At 64.4% G+C, this 16,762-nt stretch carries 21 protein-coding genes and 1 tRNA gene; 16 read left to right on the top strand and 6 right to left on the bottom strand.

From position 1 onward, the window contains the following. Positions 1–43 precede the first annotated feature (43 nt). From rpsP to leuB, 7 genes are all read left to right on the top strand, one after another. Entirely contained in the window at positions 44–388 is a 345-nt protein-coding gene (gene rpsP / locus LDL32_RS06285; protein ID WP_233065264.1) for a 30S ribosomal protein S16, read from the top strand. A gap of 45 nt (positions 389–433) precedes the next feature. Then, a complete protein-coding gene (gene rimM, locus LDL32_RS06280) occupies positions 434–985 on the top strand; it encodes a ribosome maturation factor RimM (protein WP_233065262.1) in 552 nt (183 codons plus the stop codon). Next, positions 982–1,728: a tRNA (guanosine(37)-N1)-methyltransferase TrmD gene (gene trmD, locus LDL32_RS06275; RefSeq protein ID WP_233065260.1), complete on the top strand. Its 747-nt coding sequence runs from the start codon at positions 982–984 to the stop codon at positions 1,726–1,728. The genes rimM and trmD overlap by 4 nt, the downstream gene beginning before the upstream one ends. Before the next feature lie 31 nt (positions 1,729–1,759). Next, the gene (gene rplS / locus LDL32_RS06270; protein ID WP_233065258.1) at positions 1,760–2,155 is read left to right on the top strand and encodes a 50S ribosomal protein L19; all 396 of its coding nucleotides are present in this window, start codon (positions 1,760–1,762) and stop codon (positions 2,153–2,155) included. A gap of 139 nt (positions 2,156–2,294) precedes the next feature. Then, complete coding sequence (gene leuC / locus LDL32_RS06265; RefSeq protein WP_233065255.1) at positions 2,295–3,698, top strand: 3-isopropylmalate dehydratase large subunit; 1,404 nt, start codon at positions 2,295–2,297, stop codon at positions 3,696–3,698. A 2-nt stretch (positions 3,699–3,700) separates the two neighbouring features. Continuing rightward, entirely contained in the window at positions 3,701–4,324 is a 624-nt protein-coding gene (gene leuD / locus LDL32_RS06260; protein ID WP_233065252.1) for a 3-isopropylmalate dehydratase small subunit, read from the top strand. Positions 4,325–4,401: 77 nt separating this feature from the next. Continuing rightward, the gene (gene leuB / locus LDL32_RS06255) at positions 4,402–5,520 is read left to right on the top strand and encodes a 3-isopropylmalate dehydrogenase (protein WP_233065250.1); all 1,119 of its coding nucleotides are present in this window, start codon (positions 4,402–4,404) and stop codon (positions 5,518–5,520) included. A gap of 187 nt (positions 5,521–5,707) precedes the next feature. On the opposite strand, the gene LDL32_RS06250 is transcribed toward leuB, so the two are convergent. The 4 genes from LDL32_RS06250 to def are packed head-to-tail and all read right to left on the bottom strand — an operon-like array spanning position 5,708 to position 8,157. After that, entirely contained in the window at positions 5,708–6,445 is a 738-nt protein-coding gene (locus tag LDL32_RS06250) for a response regulator (RefSeq protein WP_233065246.1), read from the bottom strand. Further along, positions 6,442–6,984: a MarR family winged helix-turn-helix transcriptional regulator gene (locus tag LDL32_RS06245; protein WP_233065244.1), complete on the bottom strand. Its 543-nt coding sequence runs from the start codon at positions 6,982–6,984 to the stop codon at positions 6,442–6,444. The genes LDL32_RS06250 and LDL32_RS06245 overlap by 4 nt, the downstream gene beginning before the upstream one ends. Positions 6,985–7,006: 22 nt before the next feature. Continuing rightward, positions 7,007–7,630 (bottom strand): COQ9 family protein, encoded by a 624-nt coding sequence (locus LDL32_RS06240; RefSeq protein WP_233065242.1) that lies wholly within the window; start codon positions 7,628–7,630, stop codon positions 7,007–7,009. After that, positions 7,627–8,157: a peptide deformylase gene (def, locus tag LDL32_RS06235; protein ID WP_233065240.1), complete on the bottom strand. Its 531-nt coding sequence runs from the start codon at positions 8,155–8,157 to the stop codon at positions 7,627–7,629. Before def ends, LDL32_RS06240 begins: the two co-directional genes overlap by 4 nt. 239 nt (positions 8,158–8,396) lie before the next feature. Between def and rpsU the strand changes: the two genes are divergently transcribed. Both rpsU and LDL32_RS06225 read left to right on the top strand, forming a co-directional pair. Next, a complete protein-coding gene (gene rpsU / locus LDL32_RS06230; protein ID WP_010506446.1) occupies positions 8,397–8,600 on the top strand; it encodes a 30S ribosomal protein S21 in 204 nt (67 codons plus the stop codon). A gap of 103 nt (positions 8,601–8,703) precedes the next feature. Continuing rightward, on the top strand, positions 8,704–10,086 hold the full coding sequence (locus LDL32_RS06225) for a HAMP domain-containing sensor histidine kinase (protein ID WP_233065238.1): 1,383 nt from the start codon (positions 8,704–8,706) through the stop codon (positions 10,084–10,086). A 21-nt stretch (positions 10,087–10,107) separates the two neighbouring features. On the opposite strand, the gene LDL32_RS06220 is transcribed toward LDL32_RS06225, so the two are convergent. Further along, on the bottom strand, positions 10,108–10,677 hold the full coding sequence (locus LDL32_RS06220) for an outer membrane protein assembly factor BamE (protein ID WP_233065236.1): 570 nt from the start codon (positions 10,675–10,677) through the stop codon (positions 10,108–10,110). A gap of 195 nt (positions 10,678–10,872) precedes the next feature. Here LDL32_RS06220 and LDL32_RS06215 point away from each other — a divergent pair, with 195 nt between their 5' ends. The 7 genes from LDL32_RS06215 to LDL32_RS06185 all read left to right on the top strand — a co-directional run bounded on the left by LDL32_RS06215 (position 10,873) and on the right by LDL32_RS06185 (position 15,487). Continuing rightward, positions 10,873–11,403 carry a DUF177 domain-containing protein gene (locus LDL32_RS06215; protein ID WP_233065235.1) on the top strand — a complete coding sequence of 177 codons (531 nt, stop codon included), beginning with the start codon at positions 10,873–10,875 and terminating at the stop codon, positions 11,401–11,403. Between the two features lie 171 nt (positions 11,404–11,574). Continuing rightward, the gene (gene rpmF / locus LDL32_RS06210; RefSeq protein ID WP_010506434.1) at positions 11,575–11,778 is read left to right on the top strand and encodes a 50S ribosomal protein L32; all 204 of its coding nucleotides are present in this window, start codon (positions 11,575–11,577) and stop codon (positions 11,776–11,778) included. Between the two features lie 162 nt (positions 11,779–11,940). After that, positions 11,941–13,032 (top strand): phosphate acyltransferase PlsX, encoded by a 1,092-nt coding sequence (gene plsX / locus LDL32_RS06205; protein ID WP_233065233.1) that lies wholly within the window; start codon positions 11,941–11,943, stop codon positions 13,030–13,032. Positions 13,033–13,114: 82 nt separating this feature from the next. Continuing rightward, positions 13,115–14,086 (top strand): beta-ketoacyl-ACP synthase III, encoded by a 972-nt coding sequence (locus LDL32_RS06200; protein ID WP_233065230.1) that lies wholly within the window; start codon positions 13,115–13,117, stop codon positions 14,084–14,086. Positions 14,087–14,185: 99 nt separating this feature from the next. Beyond that, entirely contained in the window at positions 14,186–14,509 is a 324-nt protein-coding gene (locus LDL32_RS06195) for an integration host factor subunit alpha (RefSeq protein ID WP_233065227.1), read from the top strand. Further along, on the top strand, positions 14,506–15,330 hold the full coding sequence (locus LDL32_RS06190; RefSeq protein WP_233065225.1) for a MerR family transcriptional regulator: 825 nt from the start codon (positions 14,506–14,508) through the stop codon (positions 15,328–15,330). The genes LDL32_RS06195 and LDL32_RS06190 overlap by 4 nt, the downstream gene beginning before the upstream one ends. 83 nt (positions 15,331–15,413) lie before the next feature. After that, positions 15,414–15,487, top strand: a tRNA-Pro gene (locus LDL32_RS06185). A gap of 123 nt (positions 15,488–15,610) precedes the next feature. On the opposite strand, the gene LDL32_RS06180 is transcribed toward LDL32_RS06185, so the two are convergent. Further along, entirely contained in the window at positions 15,611–16,759 is a 1,149-nt protein-coding gene (locus LDL32_RS06180; protein WP_233068730.1) for an AI-2E family transporter, read from the bottom strand. Between the last annotated feature and the right edge of the window lie 3 nt (positions 16,760–16,762).

The raw sequence follows: 16,762 nt of genomic DNA, 5'->3' as shown, positions 1-16,762 counted from the left end.
GTTTCCGTTTTCTTTCCCTTTTTTCTGTCTGGAGAAGTCTTAAATGAGCCTCAAGATCCGTCTCGCCCGCGCCGGTGCGAAGAAGCGTCCTTACTACCACATCGTTGTGGCGGACAGCCGCTCCCCGCGTGATGGCCGCTTCATCGAGCGCGTCGGTTCCTACAACCCGATGCTGCCGTCCGACCATGCTGACCGCGTGCGTCTGGTGGGCGAGCGCATCACCCACTGGCTGTCCAACGGCGCGCTGCCGACCGACCGCGTGGCCCGCTTCCTTGGCAACGCCGGCCTGGCGCCGAAGCCGACCTGGAACGAGCAGCCCAAGAAGTCCGCGCCCAAGAAGCGCGCACAGGAACGTGCCGCCGCCGCTGCCGAAGCAGCCGCAGCGTAAGTCTGCTGACGCGATAGACAGGCAGGAAAGGCAGGCAGTCATCCCATGAACCGCGATCATGTCCTGATGGGTGTGGTGGGTCGTCCGCATGGCGTGCGGGGGCTTGTGCATGTGCGCAGCTACACCGCCGTGGCGGAAGACCTGGCCGCCTATGCCGGACTGGTCGATGACCTTGGCCGTCCGTGGCGGCTGTCATGGCATGGCAATGGCATTGCACGGCTGCATGATGCGGCAGGCAATGCCATTGACAGCCGCGAAGCCGCCCAACTGATGGTCAACCGCAAGCTGTACGTGCCCCGCACCAGCCTGCCCGAAACGGATGAGGACGAATTCTATTTCGCCGATCTGGTCGGGCTGGAAGCGCGCGAACACGGCACGGAGCACGTGGTTGGCCGCGTGGCCGCCGTGCATGACTATGGTGCGGGCACCAGCCTTGAAATTGACGGCGCGGATGGAAGCATCCTGCTGCCATTCACCGAAGCCTGCGTGCCGGTGGTGAATGTCGGCGCGGGATGGGTCGCCATCTGCCAGCCCGATGAGATCGAGGTGCCCGTCGAATGCTTTCCCGGCACGGCGGGGCAGGGAGATGCGCCATGACGTGGCAGGTAACGGCGCTGACGCTGTTCCCCGACATGTTTCCAGGCATGCTGGGCCATTCGCTGGCCGGGCGGGCGCTGGAACGTGGCATCTGGTCCGTGGAGGCGCGTGACATGCGCGCATACGGTCTGGGGCGGCACCGGGTTGTGGACGATACGCCGTTTGGCGGCGGGGCGGGCATGGTCATGCGCCCCGATGTCGTGGCGGGTGCCATTGCCGATATTGATCTGGCGGGGCGACCGCTGGTCTATCCCACGCCGCGCGGACGGCGGCTGCAGCAGGCGGATATCCGCCGGTATGCGGCGGGTCCGGGTGTCGTGGTGCTGTGTGGGCGGTACGAAGGGGTGGATGAGCGCGTGCTCGAAGCCTCGGGTGCTGAACAGGTCTCGATAGGGGATTATGTCCTGTCGGGCGGGGAGGTGGCGGCGACTGTGCTGCTTGATGCCTGCGTGCGGCTGCTGCCGGGCGTGATGGGATCGGGGGAAAGTGCGGTCGAGGAAAGCTTCTCCGACGGTCTGCTTGAATATCCGCTTTATACCAAGCCGGCACAATGGGACGGGCGCGACGTGCCCGAAGTCCTGCTGTCCGGTCATCATGCCGCGATCGCCGAATGGCGGCGCGCGGCATCCGAGACGGTGACGCAGGCGCGTCGGCCGGACCTGTGGGCCGCCTACCGGGCGGGCGCGGGTCAAGACATTTCCCGGACCGTAGGCCCCCGTGCCGATGCGGACCGGCTGAACTGAACATGAAATCCTATCGAACGAGGACCGGATCATGAACATCATCCAGAAATACGAGGCGGAAGAGATCGCCCGCCTGACCGCAAAGCGCGCCGTACCGGAATTCGCCCCGGGCGATACCGTGCGTGTCGGCGTGGAAGTGGTCGAAGGCACCCGCAAGCGTGTGCAGAACTACGAAGGCGTTGTGATCGCCCGCTCCAACAAGGGCCTGAACAGCAACTTCACCGTGCGCAAGATTTCCAACGGTGAAGGCGTGGAGCGTGTGTTCCCGCTGTATTCCCCCACCATTGCGGACATCACGGTTGTCCGTCGCGGCGTTGTCCGCCGTGCGAAGCTGTATTACCTGCGTGGCCGTCGCGGCAAGTCCGCCCGTATTGCCGAGCGCAAGCGTGAGGTCGCGGCACCCGCGGCCACCGCCGCAGCCGAGTAATACGCCGACCCTTCGCCCGTTTCCCGCCATTGTGGTGGAAACGGGCGAAACGCTTTTTACCTGAGAATTTCCGGCTGCCCGTTACGTGCCTGTCCCGCGCGTGATGGCGGCCTGTTTCCGTCCGGGAGAGGAAAATACGATGGCCCCGCGCACACTGTTCGACAAGATATGGGATAGCCATGTGGTCGAAACCCTTCCGGACAGGACCGCCATCCTCTATATCGACCGTCATCTCCTGCACGAAGTCACCAGCCCGCAGGCGTTTGAGGGGCTGCGCCTGAGCGGCCGCCGCCTGCGCCATCCGGATGCGACGGTTGCGGTGGTGGACCATAACGTGCCCACATCCGACCGCACGCTGCCGATTGCGGAACCCGAAAGTCGCAACCAGATCGAAACGCTGGAACGCAACGTGAAGGAATTCGGCGTGCCGTATTTCCCGCTGCTGTCCGCGCGCCAGGGCATCGTGCATGTTGTGGGGCCGGAACAGGGGATTTCCCTGCCAGGCATGACCATCGTATGCGGTGACAGCCATACTTCCACCCACGGCGCGCTGGGGGCGCTGGCATTCGGTATCGGCACGTCCGAGGTCGAGCATGTGATGGCGACCCAGACCATCCTGCAGAAGCCCGCGAAGAACATGAAGGTCGTCGTCGAGGGGCAGGTCGGCCCCGGTGTCACTGCCAAAGACATCATGCTGGCGATCATCGGCCATATCGGGACAGCAGGTGGTACGGGGCATGTGATCGAGTTCGCGGGCTCCGCCATTCGTGACCTGGACATGGCGGGCCGGATGACGGTGTGCAACATGTCGATCGAGGCCGGTGCCCGCGCGGGACTGGTCGCACCTGACGAGACCACGTTCGAATACGTGCGCGGCCGCCCCTTCGCGCCGAAAGGCGAGGCGTTTGACGAGGCCGTGGCCTACTGGAAGACGCTGGCTGCCGACGAGGGCGCCCATTACGACCGCGTGGTGGAACTGCGCGCGGAAGACATCACCCCCGTGCTGACATGGGGCACCAGCCCCGAGACCGTCATTCCCGTCACCGGCACCGTGCCCGATCCTGCCACCGAAGCCGACCCGGCCCGCCGCGCGCAGATGCAGCGCATGCTGGACTACATGGGGCTGCAGGCCGGACAGAAGATCGCGGGTACGCCGGTTGATGTCGTGTTCATCGGGTCATGCACCAACAGCCGGATCGAGGACCTGCGGGCCGCCGCCGCCATTGCCGCGGGGCGCAAGGTCGCCCCCGGTGTGCGGGCGATGATCGTGCCCGGATCGGGTATTGTGAAGGCGCAGGCGGAAGAGGAAGGGCTGGACAGGGTTTTTCTGGAAGCCGGGTTCGAGTGGCGCGAGGCCGGGTGTTCCATGTGCCTTGGCATGAACCCCGACCGGCTGACGCCGGGCCAGCGCTGTGCCTCCACATCCAACCGTAATTTTGAGGGCAGGCAGGGGCCCGGCGGGCGTACGCACCTGCTGTCGCCTGCCATGGCGGCGGCGGCCGCCGTAACCGGAACCCTGACCGATGTGCGGGAGCTGATCTGACAATGGATAAATTCAACGTCCTCACGGCCGTGGCGGCCCCTCTGCCGGAAGAGAACATCGATACCGACAAGATCATCCCGGCGCGGTTTCTCAAGACCACCAGGCGCTCCGGCCTGGGTGTGCATGCGTTCGACAGCATGCGCTACCGGCCCGATGGTACGGAAAATCCGGATTTCGTGCTGAATCAGGAGCCTTACCGCAAGGCCGAGATCCTGATCACGTATGACAACCTTGGTTGTGGTTCCTCACGCGAGCATGCGCCCTGGGCGCTGCTGGATTTTGGCATCCGCTGCGTGATCGCGCCGTCCTTTGCCGATATCTTCAATAACAACTGTTTCAAGAACGGCATCCTGCCCATCGCCCTGCCGCGCGCGGTGTGTGAGCAGCTGATGGAAGATGCCCGCATGGGCGGCAATGCGCGCATCACGATCGACCTGCCACGGCAGGTCGTCATGCGCCCCGATGGCAGCGAAGTGCCCTTCGAGGTCGACCCGCTGCGCAAGCAGCTGCTGCTGGAAGGGCTGGATGATATTGACCAGACCCTGCAGCATGAAAAGTCGATCACGACCTTCGAGGATCGCCGCGAGAAGGCACAGCCGTGGATGCCCCGCATCGTCCTTGACTGAGCGGCCCGGGCGGCTGCCCGCTGCCCGCCACACGGGAAAGAGCATTTAACAAACCGATTATCCGGATGGGAAACGTCATGTCCGCACCCAAGAAACTCCTGATCCTGCCTGGCGATGGCATTGGTCCTGAAATCATGCAGCAGGTCCGGCGCATCATGGACTGGATGGCGCAGGCGCGCGGCATCCGGTTTGATATCAGCGAGGATCTGGTGGGGGGCGCATCGCTTGCTGTACATGGCCAGCCGATCACCCAGCAGGTGATTGACGCGGCGCGTGCGGCGGATGCGGTGCTGTTCGGCTCGGTAGGGGACCCGAAATGGGCTTCAGCGGGGTTTGACCGCCGGCCCGAGATCGCGATCCTGAAGCTGCGGCAGGAACTGGGGCTGTTCGCCAACCTGCGTCCGGCCAAGGTGTTCGACTCGCTGGTCGATGCCAGCACGCTCAAGCCCGATGTCATTCGCGGGCTGGACATCATGATCGTGCGCGAGACGGTGGGCGGCATCTATTTCGGCACGCCGCGTGGCATAGAGACCCTGCCGGACGGCTCACGCCGGGGCATCAATACCGAGGTCTACACCACGGCGGAAATCGAGCGCGTGGCCCGCGTGGCCTTTGACCTGGCACGCAAGCGCGACAATCGCGTGTGCTCGGTCGAGAAGTGCAACGTGATGGAAAGCGGCCTGCTGTGGAAAGAGGTCGTGACCGACCTGCACGCCCGTGAGTACAAGGACGTGGAACTGACCCATATGCTGGCTGACAACTGTGCCATGCAGATGGTGCGCAATCCGCGCCAGTTCGATGTGATCGTGACCGGCAACCTGTTTGGCGACCTGCTGTCCGACCTTGCCTCTATGCTGACGGGCAGCCTGGGCATGCTGCCTTCGGCCACACTGGGAGCAAAGGGCGAGGACGGCCGCCTGCCCGCGCTGTATGAACCGATCCATGGCAGCGCGCCGGACATTGCGGGGCAGGGCAAGGCGAACCCGCTGGCGCAGATCCTCTCCTTTGCCATGCTGCTGCGCTATTCGTTCGATATGCAGGAGGATGCGGCACTGATCGAGCAGGCCGTGTCCAACGTGCTGGACCAGGGCCTGCGCACGCCCGACATCATGAGCGCGGGCAGGACGGAAGTGAACACCGATGGCATGGGTAGCGCCGTGGTGGCCGAACTGGAGCGCCTGAACGGGGCGGCCTGAGCCTTTGGGCATTGCCTCTGGTGCAAGAAAGGCCGGCATGGTGGATGTGCCGGCCTTTTTCACTTCAAGGGGTTATTTCAGACTGGCTGATCGGGAGATCATGAAAGTTTCCAGGCGCCGCCTTTTTTCAAAAAGGCGGCGTTCTTCGAAGCTTTAAAAAAAGCGGCACCAGAAACTTCTTTCTGTTTCAAAGGCCCGGCTTGAGCACGTAACCCTTGCCGCGCACGGTCTGCAGGTAGCGTGGTTCCTTGGGGTCGGGCTCGATGCGGCGGCGCAGGCGGGTGACCTGCACATCCACCGCGCGCTTGCCAATTTCCTCCATGTCCAGTGTCGTTGCGATATCGGTGCGCGACAGGATCTCGTTCGGGTGGCGCGCCAGCACCGAAAGCAGCGCCGATTCCCCCCCCGTCAGGTGCACGATGCCATCGGCATTGGACAGCAGGCCGCGCACCGGGTCGAATTCCAGCGTGCCCAGCCGCACGATACGCAGGTTGCTGCTGGGCGCCGGCGGCACGAATCGACGCAGGTGCGCCTTGAGCCGCAGCAGCAGTTCACGTGGTTCGAACGGTTTGGCCAGGTAATCATCGGCCCCGGCTTCCAGCCCGATGATCCGGTCCTCCGGCTCGCCGCGCGCGGTCAGCAGCAGTATGGGGAAATCATGCTTCTCCCGCCGCAGTTCCCGGGTCAGTTCCAGCCCGTTTTCCCCCGGCATGGTAATGTCGAGCACCAGTGCATCGGGCTGCATGAAGCCAAGCACCTGCCGTGCTTCATGGGCCGATGACGCGGCGCTGACACGAAAGCCCTGTTCACTCAGGTAACGTTGCAGCAGGCGGCGCAGGCGGGGATCATCATCCACCACCACCACATGCGCATCCACGATCATGCTGTCACGGGGGGAAGATGAGTCGCAGGCCGTCTGGATCATGGGGAACTCCGGTCGGAAGGGGAAAAGGCACCGGTGGATACGCCGGGGCCATCCGATTCGTCTATCAGGCCGCGCATGACGCGGCGGAAACCGTCCACCGCCCTGCCGCCCGCATTGCGGTACACCCGCAGAAGTACCTCACGTTGCAGGGAAAAGAGACGGTTTTCAATCTCCGTTCCGCGTGGCGTCAGGTAAAGCTGGCGCTGCCTGCGGTCCTGCTGGGCGGTTTCCTGCCGTATCAGCCCGTGCGTCAGCAGTTCCCCCAGTGCACGGCCCATGCTCTGCTTGGTAATGCCCAGCAGGTCCAGCAGTCCGCCCACCGGCAGGCCGGGCTGCTGCGCCACGGCCTGCATGATCCGGTAATGTGCATGTCCCAGACCCTGTGCCTGCAGTTCCTGGTCAATCACCGCATTGAAAGAACGGCACGCCAGCATGAGCAGGTCCTGCGCCTGGCGCATGTCCTCGTCGCGCAGGAAGAGCAGTTCCACCCCCGCACCCGTGGGCGTGCTGCGGATGGGGGGCGGGCGGGGCGGGGCCATGGCGTGGTGGAATGTCCGGCGTTCAGGCGATACGGCCGGTCAGCCGGTTGCGCAGGCGCGTGATGCGCCCGACATCGGCCAGGCGACGGTCAAGGAATTCCTCCACCGATGCCGGATTGCCCCCGCGTGTGAGCCAGAACAGCAGTGTGGAAACATAGACGCCACTGAGCGTGACGCGCTTGGTCAGGAATGTGAAGCCGGTGGAGGTATCGGCCGCCGCCTGCCATATGGCGTTCACGCTCCGGCCCAGCGTGCGGGCCAGGATACGGGCATGCGTCGGAACCATGAGCACCGCCAGCGCCTGCCGTATGGCCATGCGATATGGCGCGGCGCGTTCCAGCCGGAACAGGATGGCGGCGCGCACGCGGCGGCTGATCTTGCGGCTGCGGAAGCTGCCTGATGCGGCCAGCATGTCACGGTCCATCAGGTCGAAACAGGATTCGGCCACCTGCGCCACCCCTTCGGGGAACAGGATATCCGCATCCGCCCCCAGACAGGCCCGCAGCAGGGCCGGAGTCCATGGCGTGCTGCCCGCGCGCGGATCGGCCAGGAACCGGCGCAGCAGGTCATCACCCTGTGGTGAGTGCGGAAGCGCGGGCGGCACCAGCGCGGACGTGGCGGCCGTGGCCAGAAGGGAAGGATTCATGTGCGCTCTCCATAACGTGCCATTTCGCTGTCAAATCCCATCCGGCCCAGATCGACCATGCGCATGGGGTAGAGAATCCCGTTCAGGTGATCGTATTCGTGCTGCAATACATTGGCCAGAAAGCCTGATGCAACGCCGTGCACTTCATGACCATGCCCATCAAGCCCCCGATAGGCGATGCGCCGGTAGCGCGGCACCCAGCCCCGCATGCCGGGAATGGACAGGCAGCCCTCCAGTCGGTCCACCTTTTCCTCATCCACGGGTTCCAGCACCGGGTTGATCAGGACCGATGGCGGCCGTGGCGGGTCGTCTTCCCCCGCGCTGCGGGCAGGCGGGACATGATAGACGAACAGGCGCAGGCTCTGATGGACCTGCGGCGCAGCCAGTCCCGCGCCCTGTGCATCGAGCATGGTCTCGATCATGTCCGCCACCAGCGTGCGGATGGCGGGGGCCTGCGGGTCGGCAACATCACTGGCGGGCCGGAGCAGCACCGGATGGCCCATGCGGGCGATCTTGAGCAGCGTCATGAAAGGAAATGCCCTTCCTGTTTCGGGGAACATCTATATGACAGCGTTGGCACGCAAGGCGGAGCAGGAAATTCATTTATCCCTGCCTGCGGGAAAGATTTGTGTTGCCGTGCGTGAGTGTGATATAGGTGCGGCCCGTTTGGGAATCGCACGAAGGGAATGGCCTCGGGCGGACGTTCCCCAAGTTTCAGTTTCATGGATCATCCATACCGGATGGCAGATCAGGAGTTGACGACCCAGTGCAGGTTCTCGTTCGTGACAACAATGTTGATCAGGCCCTCAAGGCCCTCAAGAAAAAAATGCAGCGTGAAGGCATCTTCCGCGAAATGAAGCTGCGTCGCCATTACGAAAAGCCGTCCGAGCGCAAGGCGCGCGAGGCAGCCGAAGCCGTGCGCCGCGCCCGCAAGATGGAGCGCAAGCGCCTGGAGCGTGAAGGCTTCTAAGCCCCGCGTCATCAGGATACAGATACGGGTCTGACCCGCAAGGAACCGGCTCCTGCAAGGGAGCCGGTTTTTTTGTGCCTGGAAAAAACCGGAGAAGGACGGCATGGAGTCACCCCCAGGCATGGACAGCGCCCCGCCACGCGGCTGGCGTCGTGTGCGCGAACGGCTCGTCCGCCGCATCCTGCCGCGCTCGCTGCTGGGGCGGATGCTGCTGATCGGGTTCATTCCGCTTCTGGCCACACAGGCCATCTCGCTGGAACTGTTCTATGGCCATTACCTGCAGGTCGTCTCGCGCCGCCTGTCGGGCGATCTGGCCACCACCATCTCCATGACGCTGGACATGCTCGAACGCTATCCGTCAGCGGCGGACCGGCAGTGGATACTGGAGGATGCGGGGCGGCGCGCGGGTCTGGTCATGACCCTGCATGAAGGTGAAAGCCTGCACCGCAGCGGGTCGAACCATGTGCTTGGTCCGATAGACGAGGATCTGGCCCACGACCTTCAGGCCGCCGTGCGCTGGCCCACCTTTGTCGACTGGAAGCAGGCGCGTCACCGGGTCGTGATTTCGGTTCAGACACCTATTGGCGTGCTGCAGGTTGTGGTCCTGCGCAAGCGGCTGGTTGTGGCCCCCGTATGGCTGTTCGTGGCATGGGCGTCGGGCAGCGCGCTGCTGCTGTTCCTGATCGCGGCCCTGTTCATGCGCAACCAGGTGCGGGCCATCAGGCGGCTGGCGCGGGCGGCGGAACTGTTCGGGCTGGGGCGCGATACCGTGCCGATCGTGCCAGAGGGTGCGCAGGAGATCCGCAAGGCCGCCGTGGCCTTCAACCGCATGCGCGAGCGCATCAACCGCTTTGTCGAACAGCGCACCACCGTGCTGGCCGGTGTCTCCCACGACCTGCGCACGCCACTGACCCGCCTGCGGCTGTCCCTGGCCATGCTGCCACGCGCGGGCAGGGTGGAGGCCGCCGACCTGCAGCCCGACATTGCCGACATGATTGGCGATATCGGGGAAATGGAGCACATGATCGAAGGGTACCTCTCCTTTGCCCGGGGGGAAGGGGCGGAAACCCCCGTCATGATCCGGGTGGAGGACATGTTCGAGGAAATCGTGACCACCCTGCGCCGCATGGGCGCGCAGGCGGCCATCGGGTCGATCACCCCGGGGCTGGCCATGACCGGGCGGCCCAACGCCCTGCGGCGCGTGCTGAGCAACGTGGCGGAGAACGCGCGCCGCCATGCGGAGCGGGTCGTTTTTTCAGCCCAGAGCGGGCGCAGGCAGGTCGTGCTGTATGTGGATGACGATGGCTGCGGGATAGAAGAATCCAGGCGCGAGCATGTCTTCCGCCCCTTTGAGAGCGGGGCCGAGGGCGGCACCGGCCTGGGCCTGGCCATAGCGCGTGACATCATTCATGCCCATGGCGGCCATATCGGGCTGGAAGCCAGCCCGATGGGGGGCGCGCGGGTACGGATCGTACTTCCGGCCTGAGCGGGCCGCAGGGTCAGGAGATCAGGGCAGGCTGTTGCCCGACCCGCCATGGCCGGGGCCGCCGTTCATGCTGTTCATCGGGCCGGTGCTGCCGCCATAGGTGCTGCTCATCTGGCTGAGCGGGTTGTAGCGCCCCACATTGCCCAGGATCTGCTGCATGATGTTGATCTTGGTGCCCGGGGTGGGCGTGCGGCCAGAGGCCATGGTCACGTAGCGGGCATCGTCCTTGTGCAGGCTGCGCAGGCCGCGCAGCACGCCATCCTGATCGAAGGTCAGGACCACGACATCCTGCTTGCGTACCTGCGGGAAGCTGATCGGGGCCAGTACGTGGGTCATGGAGACATAGATCCACGTATTGTCATCGAACGTGGCGCGCCCGGTGGGGGAGCCCAGCGCGTCCATCACGTCCGAGCGCGAGGTCTCGCCTACCTTGAGCTTGTTGTAGTCATCCGGTTCAACCAGCGAGCCATGCTGGATATGGCTCGGCCTGAAGACCGAACATCCCGACAGCATCATGCCTGCCCCGATGACAGCGCACGAAAACAGGCGTAATGAACGGGAGCGGGGCAGGTTGTCCTTGGATGACCGCATGGTCCGGAAAATATCCTGAAATAAGGGCATGGCGCATGATGATGGTTCGTCTTTCCGGTGCCCCATCGGGAAAATGAAGTCAATCACAGATCGCCCCGCGGATGGAAAAACACGGCGACAGGGCATGGTTTCCACCCATTTGCCCACCCCGGCGGGGGGCCAGCACCCCGCCACACACGTGCAGGAGTGAAGAACATGGATGCAGAATTTTCCCGACCCGTTGCCGTGGGGCGCATCCCGGCCCGTGGCATGGAGACGGTGGTCGAGGCATCGGATACCGAATGCCGCAGGCTGGCGACGCGGCTGGGCATTCCCGGCCTGCGCAACCTGTCGTGCCGCTACCGGCTGGCGCCGGGGCAGGACGGGGAGGTACTGGCCGAAGGCTGGCTGACCGCGCATGTGACACAGGAATGCGTGGTCAGCCTGGAACCGTTTGAGGATGTGCTGGCGGAATCGTTCACTGTGCGCTGCATTCCGGCCGAACGCTTCCGCGAGGATGACGAGATCGATCCGTTCAGCGTCGATGAAGTGCCCTATGCGCGCGACACCATCGACCTGGGTGAGCTTGCGACGGAAGAACTGTCGCTTGCGCTCGATCCCTACCCGCACAAGCCCGGCAGCCGGATTCCGGATGAATTTGCAGGAACGGAAGAGGCCGAACCCGAAGAAACCACGCGCAGGCAGCCTTTTTCCGCTCTTGCCGAGTTGAAAAAAAAGCAGAACTGACGCAAAGAAAGGGCGGAACGGAGGGGCGCGCTACGCAATCTTTGCGCAGGGTCTCTTGCGCAAGTGCGAATGGTCTGCTAGAGCGCCCCCCTCAATTACTGATAACTGACCGGTGTAACGCCACGAGGGTGTGCCTGCCGGTTGTGATCCAGATCGGAGGGGCCCAGGCCCATGGCTGTACCCAAGAGAAAAACCTCCCCGTCGCGTCGTGGCATGCGTCGCAGCCACGCGGCACTCAGCGTTCCGGCACATGCCGAATGCTCCAACTGTGGCGAACTCAAGCGCCCGCATCATGTCTGCAGCCACTGCGGGCATTATGACGGCCGCGAAGTCGCATCCGCCGGCAAGGCGCTGAAGACGGCGGTCCGCGCCTGATAACAGGCCACGACCGACGTCACCACCCGGTCTCGGCGCGGTCCACGGGGGCCACGCCGGCGGGCGCTCCCGGGCTGTCCCGTCCGGGGCGCGGGGAAGGGTCATGCCAAAGTGTATGGCCCGCACCTTGCGCGTTCCTTTCCTACCCGGCACAAGACGAGCATGAGCGAGACAGGTTCCTCCTTTTCCGAGACTGGGCCTTACACCCTTGCCATTGATGGCATGGGGGGGGATGGTGGTCCGGAAGTTGTAGTGGCCGGACTGGCGATTGCGGCAGACCGACATCCATCCGCCAGGATTCTCCTGGTGGGGGATGAGGCGACGTTGTCCGGCCTTCTGGCCCGCCATCCGCGCGCGGCCGCCATCTGCACGATCCGTCCGGCCGGTTCGGCTATTCCCATGGACATGAAGCCCACGGCGGCGCTGCGCGTGCGGGATTCGTCCATGCGCCTGGCCATGGATGCCGTTGCACAGGGGGAGGCGCAGGGCGTCGTATCCGCCGGCAACAGCGGCGCCATGCTGGCACTGGCCAAGATTGTCATAAAAACCCTTCCCGGCATTACCCGCCCGGCCATGGCCGCCATCAGCCCCACCACGCGCGGGGATGTGGTCATGCTCGACCTGGGGGCGAACGTATCGTGCGACTGGCGCAACCTGGTGGAATTCGCCGTGATGGGCGAAGCCTTTGCCAAGGCGGTGCTGGGGCTTCCGGCACCCACGATCGGGCTGCTCAATGTCGGATCGGAAGAACTGAAGGGCGACGAGCGCCTGCGCCAGGCAGCCGAAGTGCTGCGGGGCAGTCCGCTCGCCCGGCAGTTCCACGGCTTTGTGGAAGGTCACGACATTACCGCCGGCACGACCGATGTGGTGGTGACGGACGGCTTTACCGGCAATGTGGCGCTGAAAACGGGGGAAGGCGCGCTGAAAATGGCGTTTACCCTGCTGCGTCAGGTCTTTACCTCCAGCCTGCTGGGGCGGATTGGCTACCTGCTCGTGCGGCCCGGCCTGGAGCGGATGAAGGAATGGCTTGATCCGCGCCGGTACAACGGTGCCGTGTTCGTCGGGCTTAATGGTGTGGTGGTCAAATCCCATGGTGGCACGGATGCCGAAGGCTTCGCCGCCGCGGTGGATGTGGCGATGGACATGGTTACCCACCGCTTTACCGACGGCATACGCGAGCGCCTTGCCCATATGGAAAGCCTGACATCCGTCAAGGCAAGCCCCGACCAGTCGCAGGCGGTTCCTGCATCCTGACCTAGGGACATTCCGGCATGGCTGCGGGCGGAATGCCTGCCGCCGGTCGTGAATGCGAGATGAAATTGGTGGAAAAACAGGCATGACGGCGAAACGCTCGCTTCTCTCCGGGTTCGGTGGCTACCTGCCTGAGCGGATCGTGACCAATGACGAACTTGCCGGCCGGCTCGACACCTCTGACGAATGGATCAGGGGCCGCACCGGCATCCGGCAGCGCCACATTGCGGGGGAAGGGGACACCGCCGTTACCATGGCGGCCAGGGCGGCCCGGCAGGCACTGGACTATGCCGGCGCCACACCGGCTGACGTGGATGCCGTGATCATTGCCACCAGCACGCCCGACCAGGCCTTTCCCGCCACGGCCGTGCGCGTGCAGGCCGAACTGGGCATGACCCATGGATTCGGCTTTGACCTTGCCGCCGCGTGTTCGGGGTTCATTTATGCCCTGTCCATGGCCGACTCGCTGATCCGCAGCGGGCAGGCCCGTTCCGCGCTGGTGATCGGCAGCGAAGTCTATTCCCGTATCCTGGACTGGTCGGACCGTGGCACCTGCGTGCTGTTTGGCGATGGCGCGGGGGCGGTCTTCCTGACCACCGCCGGGCCGGAAGATGGTGAGGCGGGCATCCTGTCCACCCACCTGCATTCCGACGGGCGGTATGGCGACCTGCTGTATGTGGATGGCGCCACGGGGCAGCATGACAGGCCGGCCCATCTGCGCATGCAGGGCCGCGACGTGTTCCGCCATGCCGTGGGCAAGCTGTCATCCTCGGTTGATGAAGCACTGGCGGCGAATGGCCTGACCCATGCGGACGTGAACTGGCTGGTGCCGCACCAGGCCAACCTGCGCATCATAGATGGCGTGGCCCGCAAGCTGGACCTGCCCGCCGAGCGGGTGGTGGTGACGGTGGACCGGCATGCCAACACCTCTGCCGCGTCCATCCCGCTGGCGCTGAACGAGGCGGTGCGCGACGGACGTATCCGCAAGGGCGACCTGGTGCTGATGGAAGCCCTTGGCGGTGGTCTGACATGGGGAGCGGCACTGGCACGGCTCTAATGTCGTTTCGGTACCACATTGAAAAGGGCGGGGAATAAACTGCCGCTCCTTTTGCCACATTCAATTGACGCTGCGGGCAGGCATGCATAACGTTTACGCATGAGCACCGTGACGCGCGCCACTCTGGCAGAACAGATATATGATCAGGTCGGCCTGTCCCGCCATGAATCCGCCGATATCCTGGAAGATATCCTGGAGCAGATGGCACGGACACTTGAGGCCGGCGATACCCTGAAGATAAGCGGGTTTGGCACGTTCTCCGTCCGACAGAAGGGACAGCGAACGGGCCGGAACCCCAAAACGGGCGTGGAAGTACCGATTCTGCCGCGCTCCGTGCTGGTTTTCCGCCCCAGTCAGCTGCTTCGTGCCCATGTCAACGGACAGTCCGGCGGGGAGACCCGGCCGGAAGGAGATGACGAATGAGCATGCAGGATTATCCCGCCGGAACCACACCCGATACGGTGCAGCCGGGAATCGATACCCTGCCGATCTATGAGGTCGCGCGTGAACTCGGGCTGGCCCAGCATGTGATGCGCATGTGGGAAACCCGCTTCCCGCAGTTGCGCCCGCTGCGCGGGCAGGGGGGGCGGCGTTACTATCGCGCGCATGACATTGCTGTGCTGCGCCAGATTGCCGACCTGCTTTACGTGCGCAAGCTGTCCCTGGGGCAGGCCCAGACGGAACTGGCGCATGCCCCGCCTGCTGTGGGCACGGCACCTGCTCCGGCGCTGACGGCGGGGCCGCCTGTGGTCGAACATGACGGGGGCACGCCAGTACAATCCGTGGCCGCGGCCACGCCACCAGCCGTACCGCAGTCCGTACCGTCCGCCGAACCCGCCCCGCTCCAGATCGAGGCGGATACGCAGCCCGTCTCCACCCCGGTTGTGGAGGAGATCACGATTGTCCAGGAGACGATCGAATATACGGCGCCTGAACCTGAACCTGACCCCGAAGTCCTGCCGCCCGAGGCACCGGCTGTGATGGCTGTACAGGAGCCTGTTCAGCCCGTTCCCGTCGATACCCCGCAGCCAGCAGCGGCGCAGGAGGCCGAACCCTCCCCACCTGTACAGGCCGCCCCCGTGTCCCCGGCGGACACCACGCAGGACAATGCCGCTGAAGTCCCGCTTGAGCAGCTTGTCATGATCGAACTTGAGCGCCTGCAGGCGGAAAATACCATGCTGCGTGACAGCCTGCGCGGTGTTCTGGTGGAATTGCAGGCCCTGCGCGAGATGGTCCCCGTCTGAACGGACGTTTTTTTTCATTTTGGACCAGAACATGCCTTGCGGTCCCCCCTTGTGGCTGCTACACCCTGCCCATCGCAGACAGGCGGGCAGTAGCGCAGCCTGGTAGCGCATCAGTCTGGGGGACTGGGGGTCGTGGGTTCGAATCCCGCCTGCCCGATATCCCTGTCTGCGATAGGGTTTTCCCCAAATTGGGGGTAAAAAAAGGCATCCTGCAAAGGATGCCTTTTTTATTTTTACACACAGGTCGCCGGGGTATGTAATCCGGCGGGAGGGGCGCGGCTCAGTAGCGTGCCCGGCTCCAGTTCAGCCACAGCATGTGCAGCACGGCCATGATGGCGGGGCCGACGAACAGTCCCAGCAGGCTCCAGCTTTCCGCCCCGCCCAGAATGCCCATCAGCACCCACAAGAATGGCAACTGGGTCGAGCCGCCGATCAGGGCGGGCCGTACCAGGTGGTCCGCCAGGAAGATCACGGCAATACCAAACAGCACGATGGCCAGTGCGGTCAGCACGGCGCCGGTATTGACCAGCAGCAGCAGGGCTACGGCGCCAATGGCGATCAGTGCGCAGAAGGGGATCATGGCGGCAACGGCCGTGATCACTCCGAACAGGAAGGGATGCGGCGCACCGGCCACCAGGTAGGCAAGGCCCATGAGCATCCCTTCGCCAATGCCCACCAGCACCAGACCCGAGACCGAGCCGTGGACGGAGGCGATCATCTGCAGTGCGATCCGCTCGCCGCGCTTGCCAAAGGCCCGGCGCGAGACGTTGAGCGACTGGCGGATGACGGCATCTCCGTCCTTGAGCAGGAAGAACAGCGTCAGGATCGCGAATACGAACAGAAGCACCCTGTGCAGTACCTGCGAGCCAAGCTGCTGGGTCACCTTCACGCCCTGTCCGATATTCATTGAACCGAGCAGGGCGGACACATCGGCCGGGTTTTTCAGATGCTCGCTCCACCATGCCTCGATCGCCTGCTGGCCATAGGGCAGGCGGCTGATCCATGGGGGCACAGGAATGCCGGAATGCCGGGCATCGTTGAGCAGACGGAGCACGCCTTCGGCCTCACGCCCGGCTTCCAGCCCGAACAGCGCCAGCGGGCCGAGGAAGATAAGGGCCATGGCCAGCGTGAACAGTACCGGCAGCATGGTCTGGTGCGCGCGGGAATGCCACCGCCTGCGCGCGCGTGCATAAAGGGGCCATGAAGCGATGGCGAAGATGCACCCCCATATGAGCGATGGCAGGAAGCCGCGCACGGTGTAAAGCGCCAGTAGCACGAAGAACAGCGCCAGCAGGGCCCTGGCCACGCGCTGGGTGCGCTGTGTCTCGCTGAACGACCGGAAGATACGTATCGTGGAGGCGGGATCAGCCTCCATCCCCGGCGCGGGCGCAGGTTCCTGATCCGCGTTATGGGGGTCTTTCATGGTCATTCC

Origin of the sequence: Komagataeibacter sp. FNDCF1, from assembly GCF_021295335.1 — a bacterium.
GTDB lineage: Bacteria > Pseudomonadota > Alphaproteobacteria > Acetobacterales > Acetobacteraceae > Komagataeibacter.
Note: the sequence above shows the minus strand (reverse complement) of the source record. Positions and strands in the feature narration are given on the sequence as shown.

Bases quoted from the DNA above. Each gene is read 5' to 3' on its own strand.
- rpsP (WP_233065264.1), top strand. From the start codon at position 44: ATGAGCCTCAAGATCCGTCTCGCCCGCGCCGGTGCGAAGAAGCGTCCT.
- rimM (WP_233065262.1), top strand. From the start codon at position 434: ATGAACCGCGATCATGTCCTGATGGGTGTGGTGGGTCGTCCGCATGGC.
- trmD (WP_233065260.1), top strand. From the start codon at position 982: ATGACGTGGCAGGTAACGGCGCTGACGCTGTTCCCCGACATGTTTCCA.
- rplS (WP_233065258.1), top strand. From the start codon at position 1,760: ATGAACATCATCCAGAAATACGAGGCGGAAGAGATCGCCCGCCTGACC.
- leuC (WP_233065255.1), top strand. From the start codon at position 2,295: ATGGCCCCGCGCACACTGTTCGACAAGATATGGGATAGCCATGTGGTC.
- leuD (WP_233065252.1), top strand. From the start codon at position 3,701: ATGGATAAATTCAACGTCCTCACGGCCGTGGCGGCCCCTCTGCCGGAA.
- leuB (WP_233065250.1), top strand. From the start codon at position 4,402: ATGTCCGCACCCAAGAAACTCCTGATCCTGCCTGGCGATGGCATTGGT.
- LDL32_RS06250 (WP_233065246.1), bottom strand. From the start codon at position 6,445: ATGATCCAGACGGCCTGCGACTCATCTTCCCCCCGTGACAGCATGATC.
- LDL32_RS06245 (WP_233065244.1), bottom strand. From the start codon at position 6,984: ATGGCCCCGCCCCGCCCGCCCCCCATCCGCAGCACGCCCACGGGTGCG.
- LDL32_RS06240 (WP_233065242.1), bottom strand. From the start codon at position 7,630: ATGAATCCTTCCCTTCTGGCCACGGCCGCCACGTCCGCGCTGGTGCCG.
- def (WP_233065240.1), bottom strand. From the start codon at position 8,157: ATGACGCTGCTCAAGATCGCCCGCATGGGCCATCCGGTGCTGCTCCGG.
- LDL32_RS06225 (WP_233065238.1), top strand. From the start codon at position 8,704: ATGGAGTCACCCCCAGGCATGGACAGCGCCCCGCCACGCGGCTGGCGT.
- LDL32_RS06220 (WP_233065236.1), bottom strand. From the start codon at position 10,677: ATGCGGTCATCCAAGGACAACCTGCCCCGCTCCCGTTCATTACGCCTG.
- LDL32_RS06215 (WP_233065235.1), top strand. From the start codon at position 10,873: ATGGATGCAGAATTTTCCCGACCCGTTGCCGTGGGGCGCATCCCGGCC.
- rpmF (WP_010506434.1), top strand. From the start codon at position 11,575: ATGGCTGTACCCAAGAGAAAAACCTCCCCGTCGCGTCGTGGCATGCGT.
- plsX (WP_233065233.1), top strand. From the start codon at position 11,941: ATGAGCGAGACAGGTTCCTCCTTTTCCGAGACTGGGCCTTACACCCTT.
- LDL32_RS06200 (WP_233065230.1), top strand. From the start codon at position 13,115: ATGACGGCGAAACGCTCGCTTCTCTCCGGGTTCGGTGGCTACCTGCCT.
- LDL32_RS06195 (WP_233065227.1), top strand. From the start codon at position 14,186: ATGAGCACCGTGACGCGCGCCACTCTGGCAGAACAGATATATGATCAG.
- LDL32_RS06190 (WP_233065225.1), top strand. From the start codon at position 14,506: ATGAGCATGCAGGATTATCCCGCCGGAACCACACCCGATACGGTGCAG.
- LDL32_RS06180 (WP_233068730.1), bottom strand. From the start codon at position 16,759: ATGACCATGAAAGACCCCCATAACGCGGATCAGGAACCTGCGCCCGCG.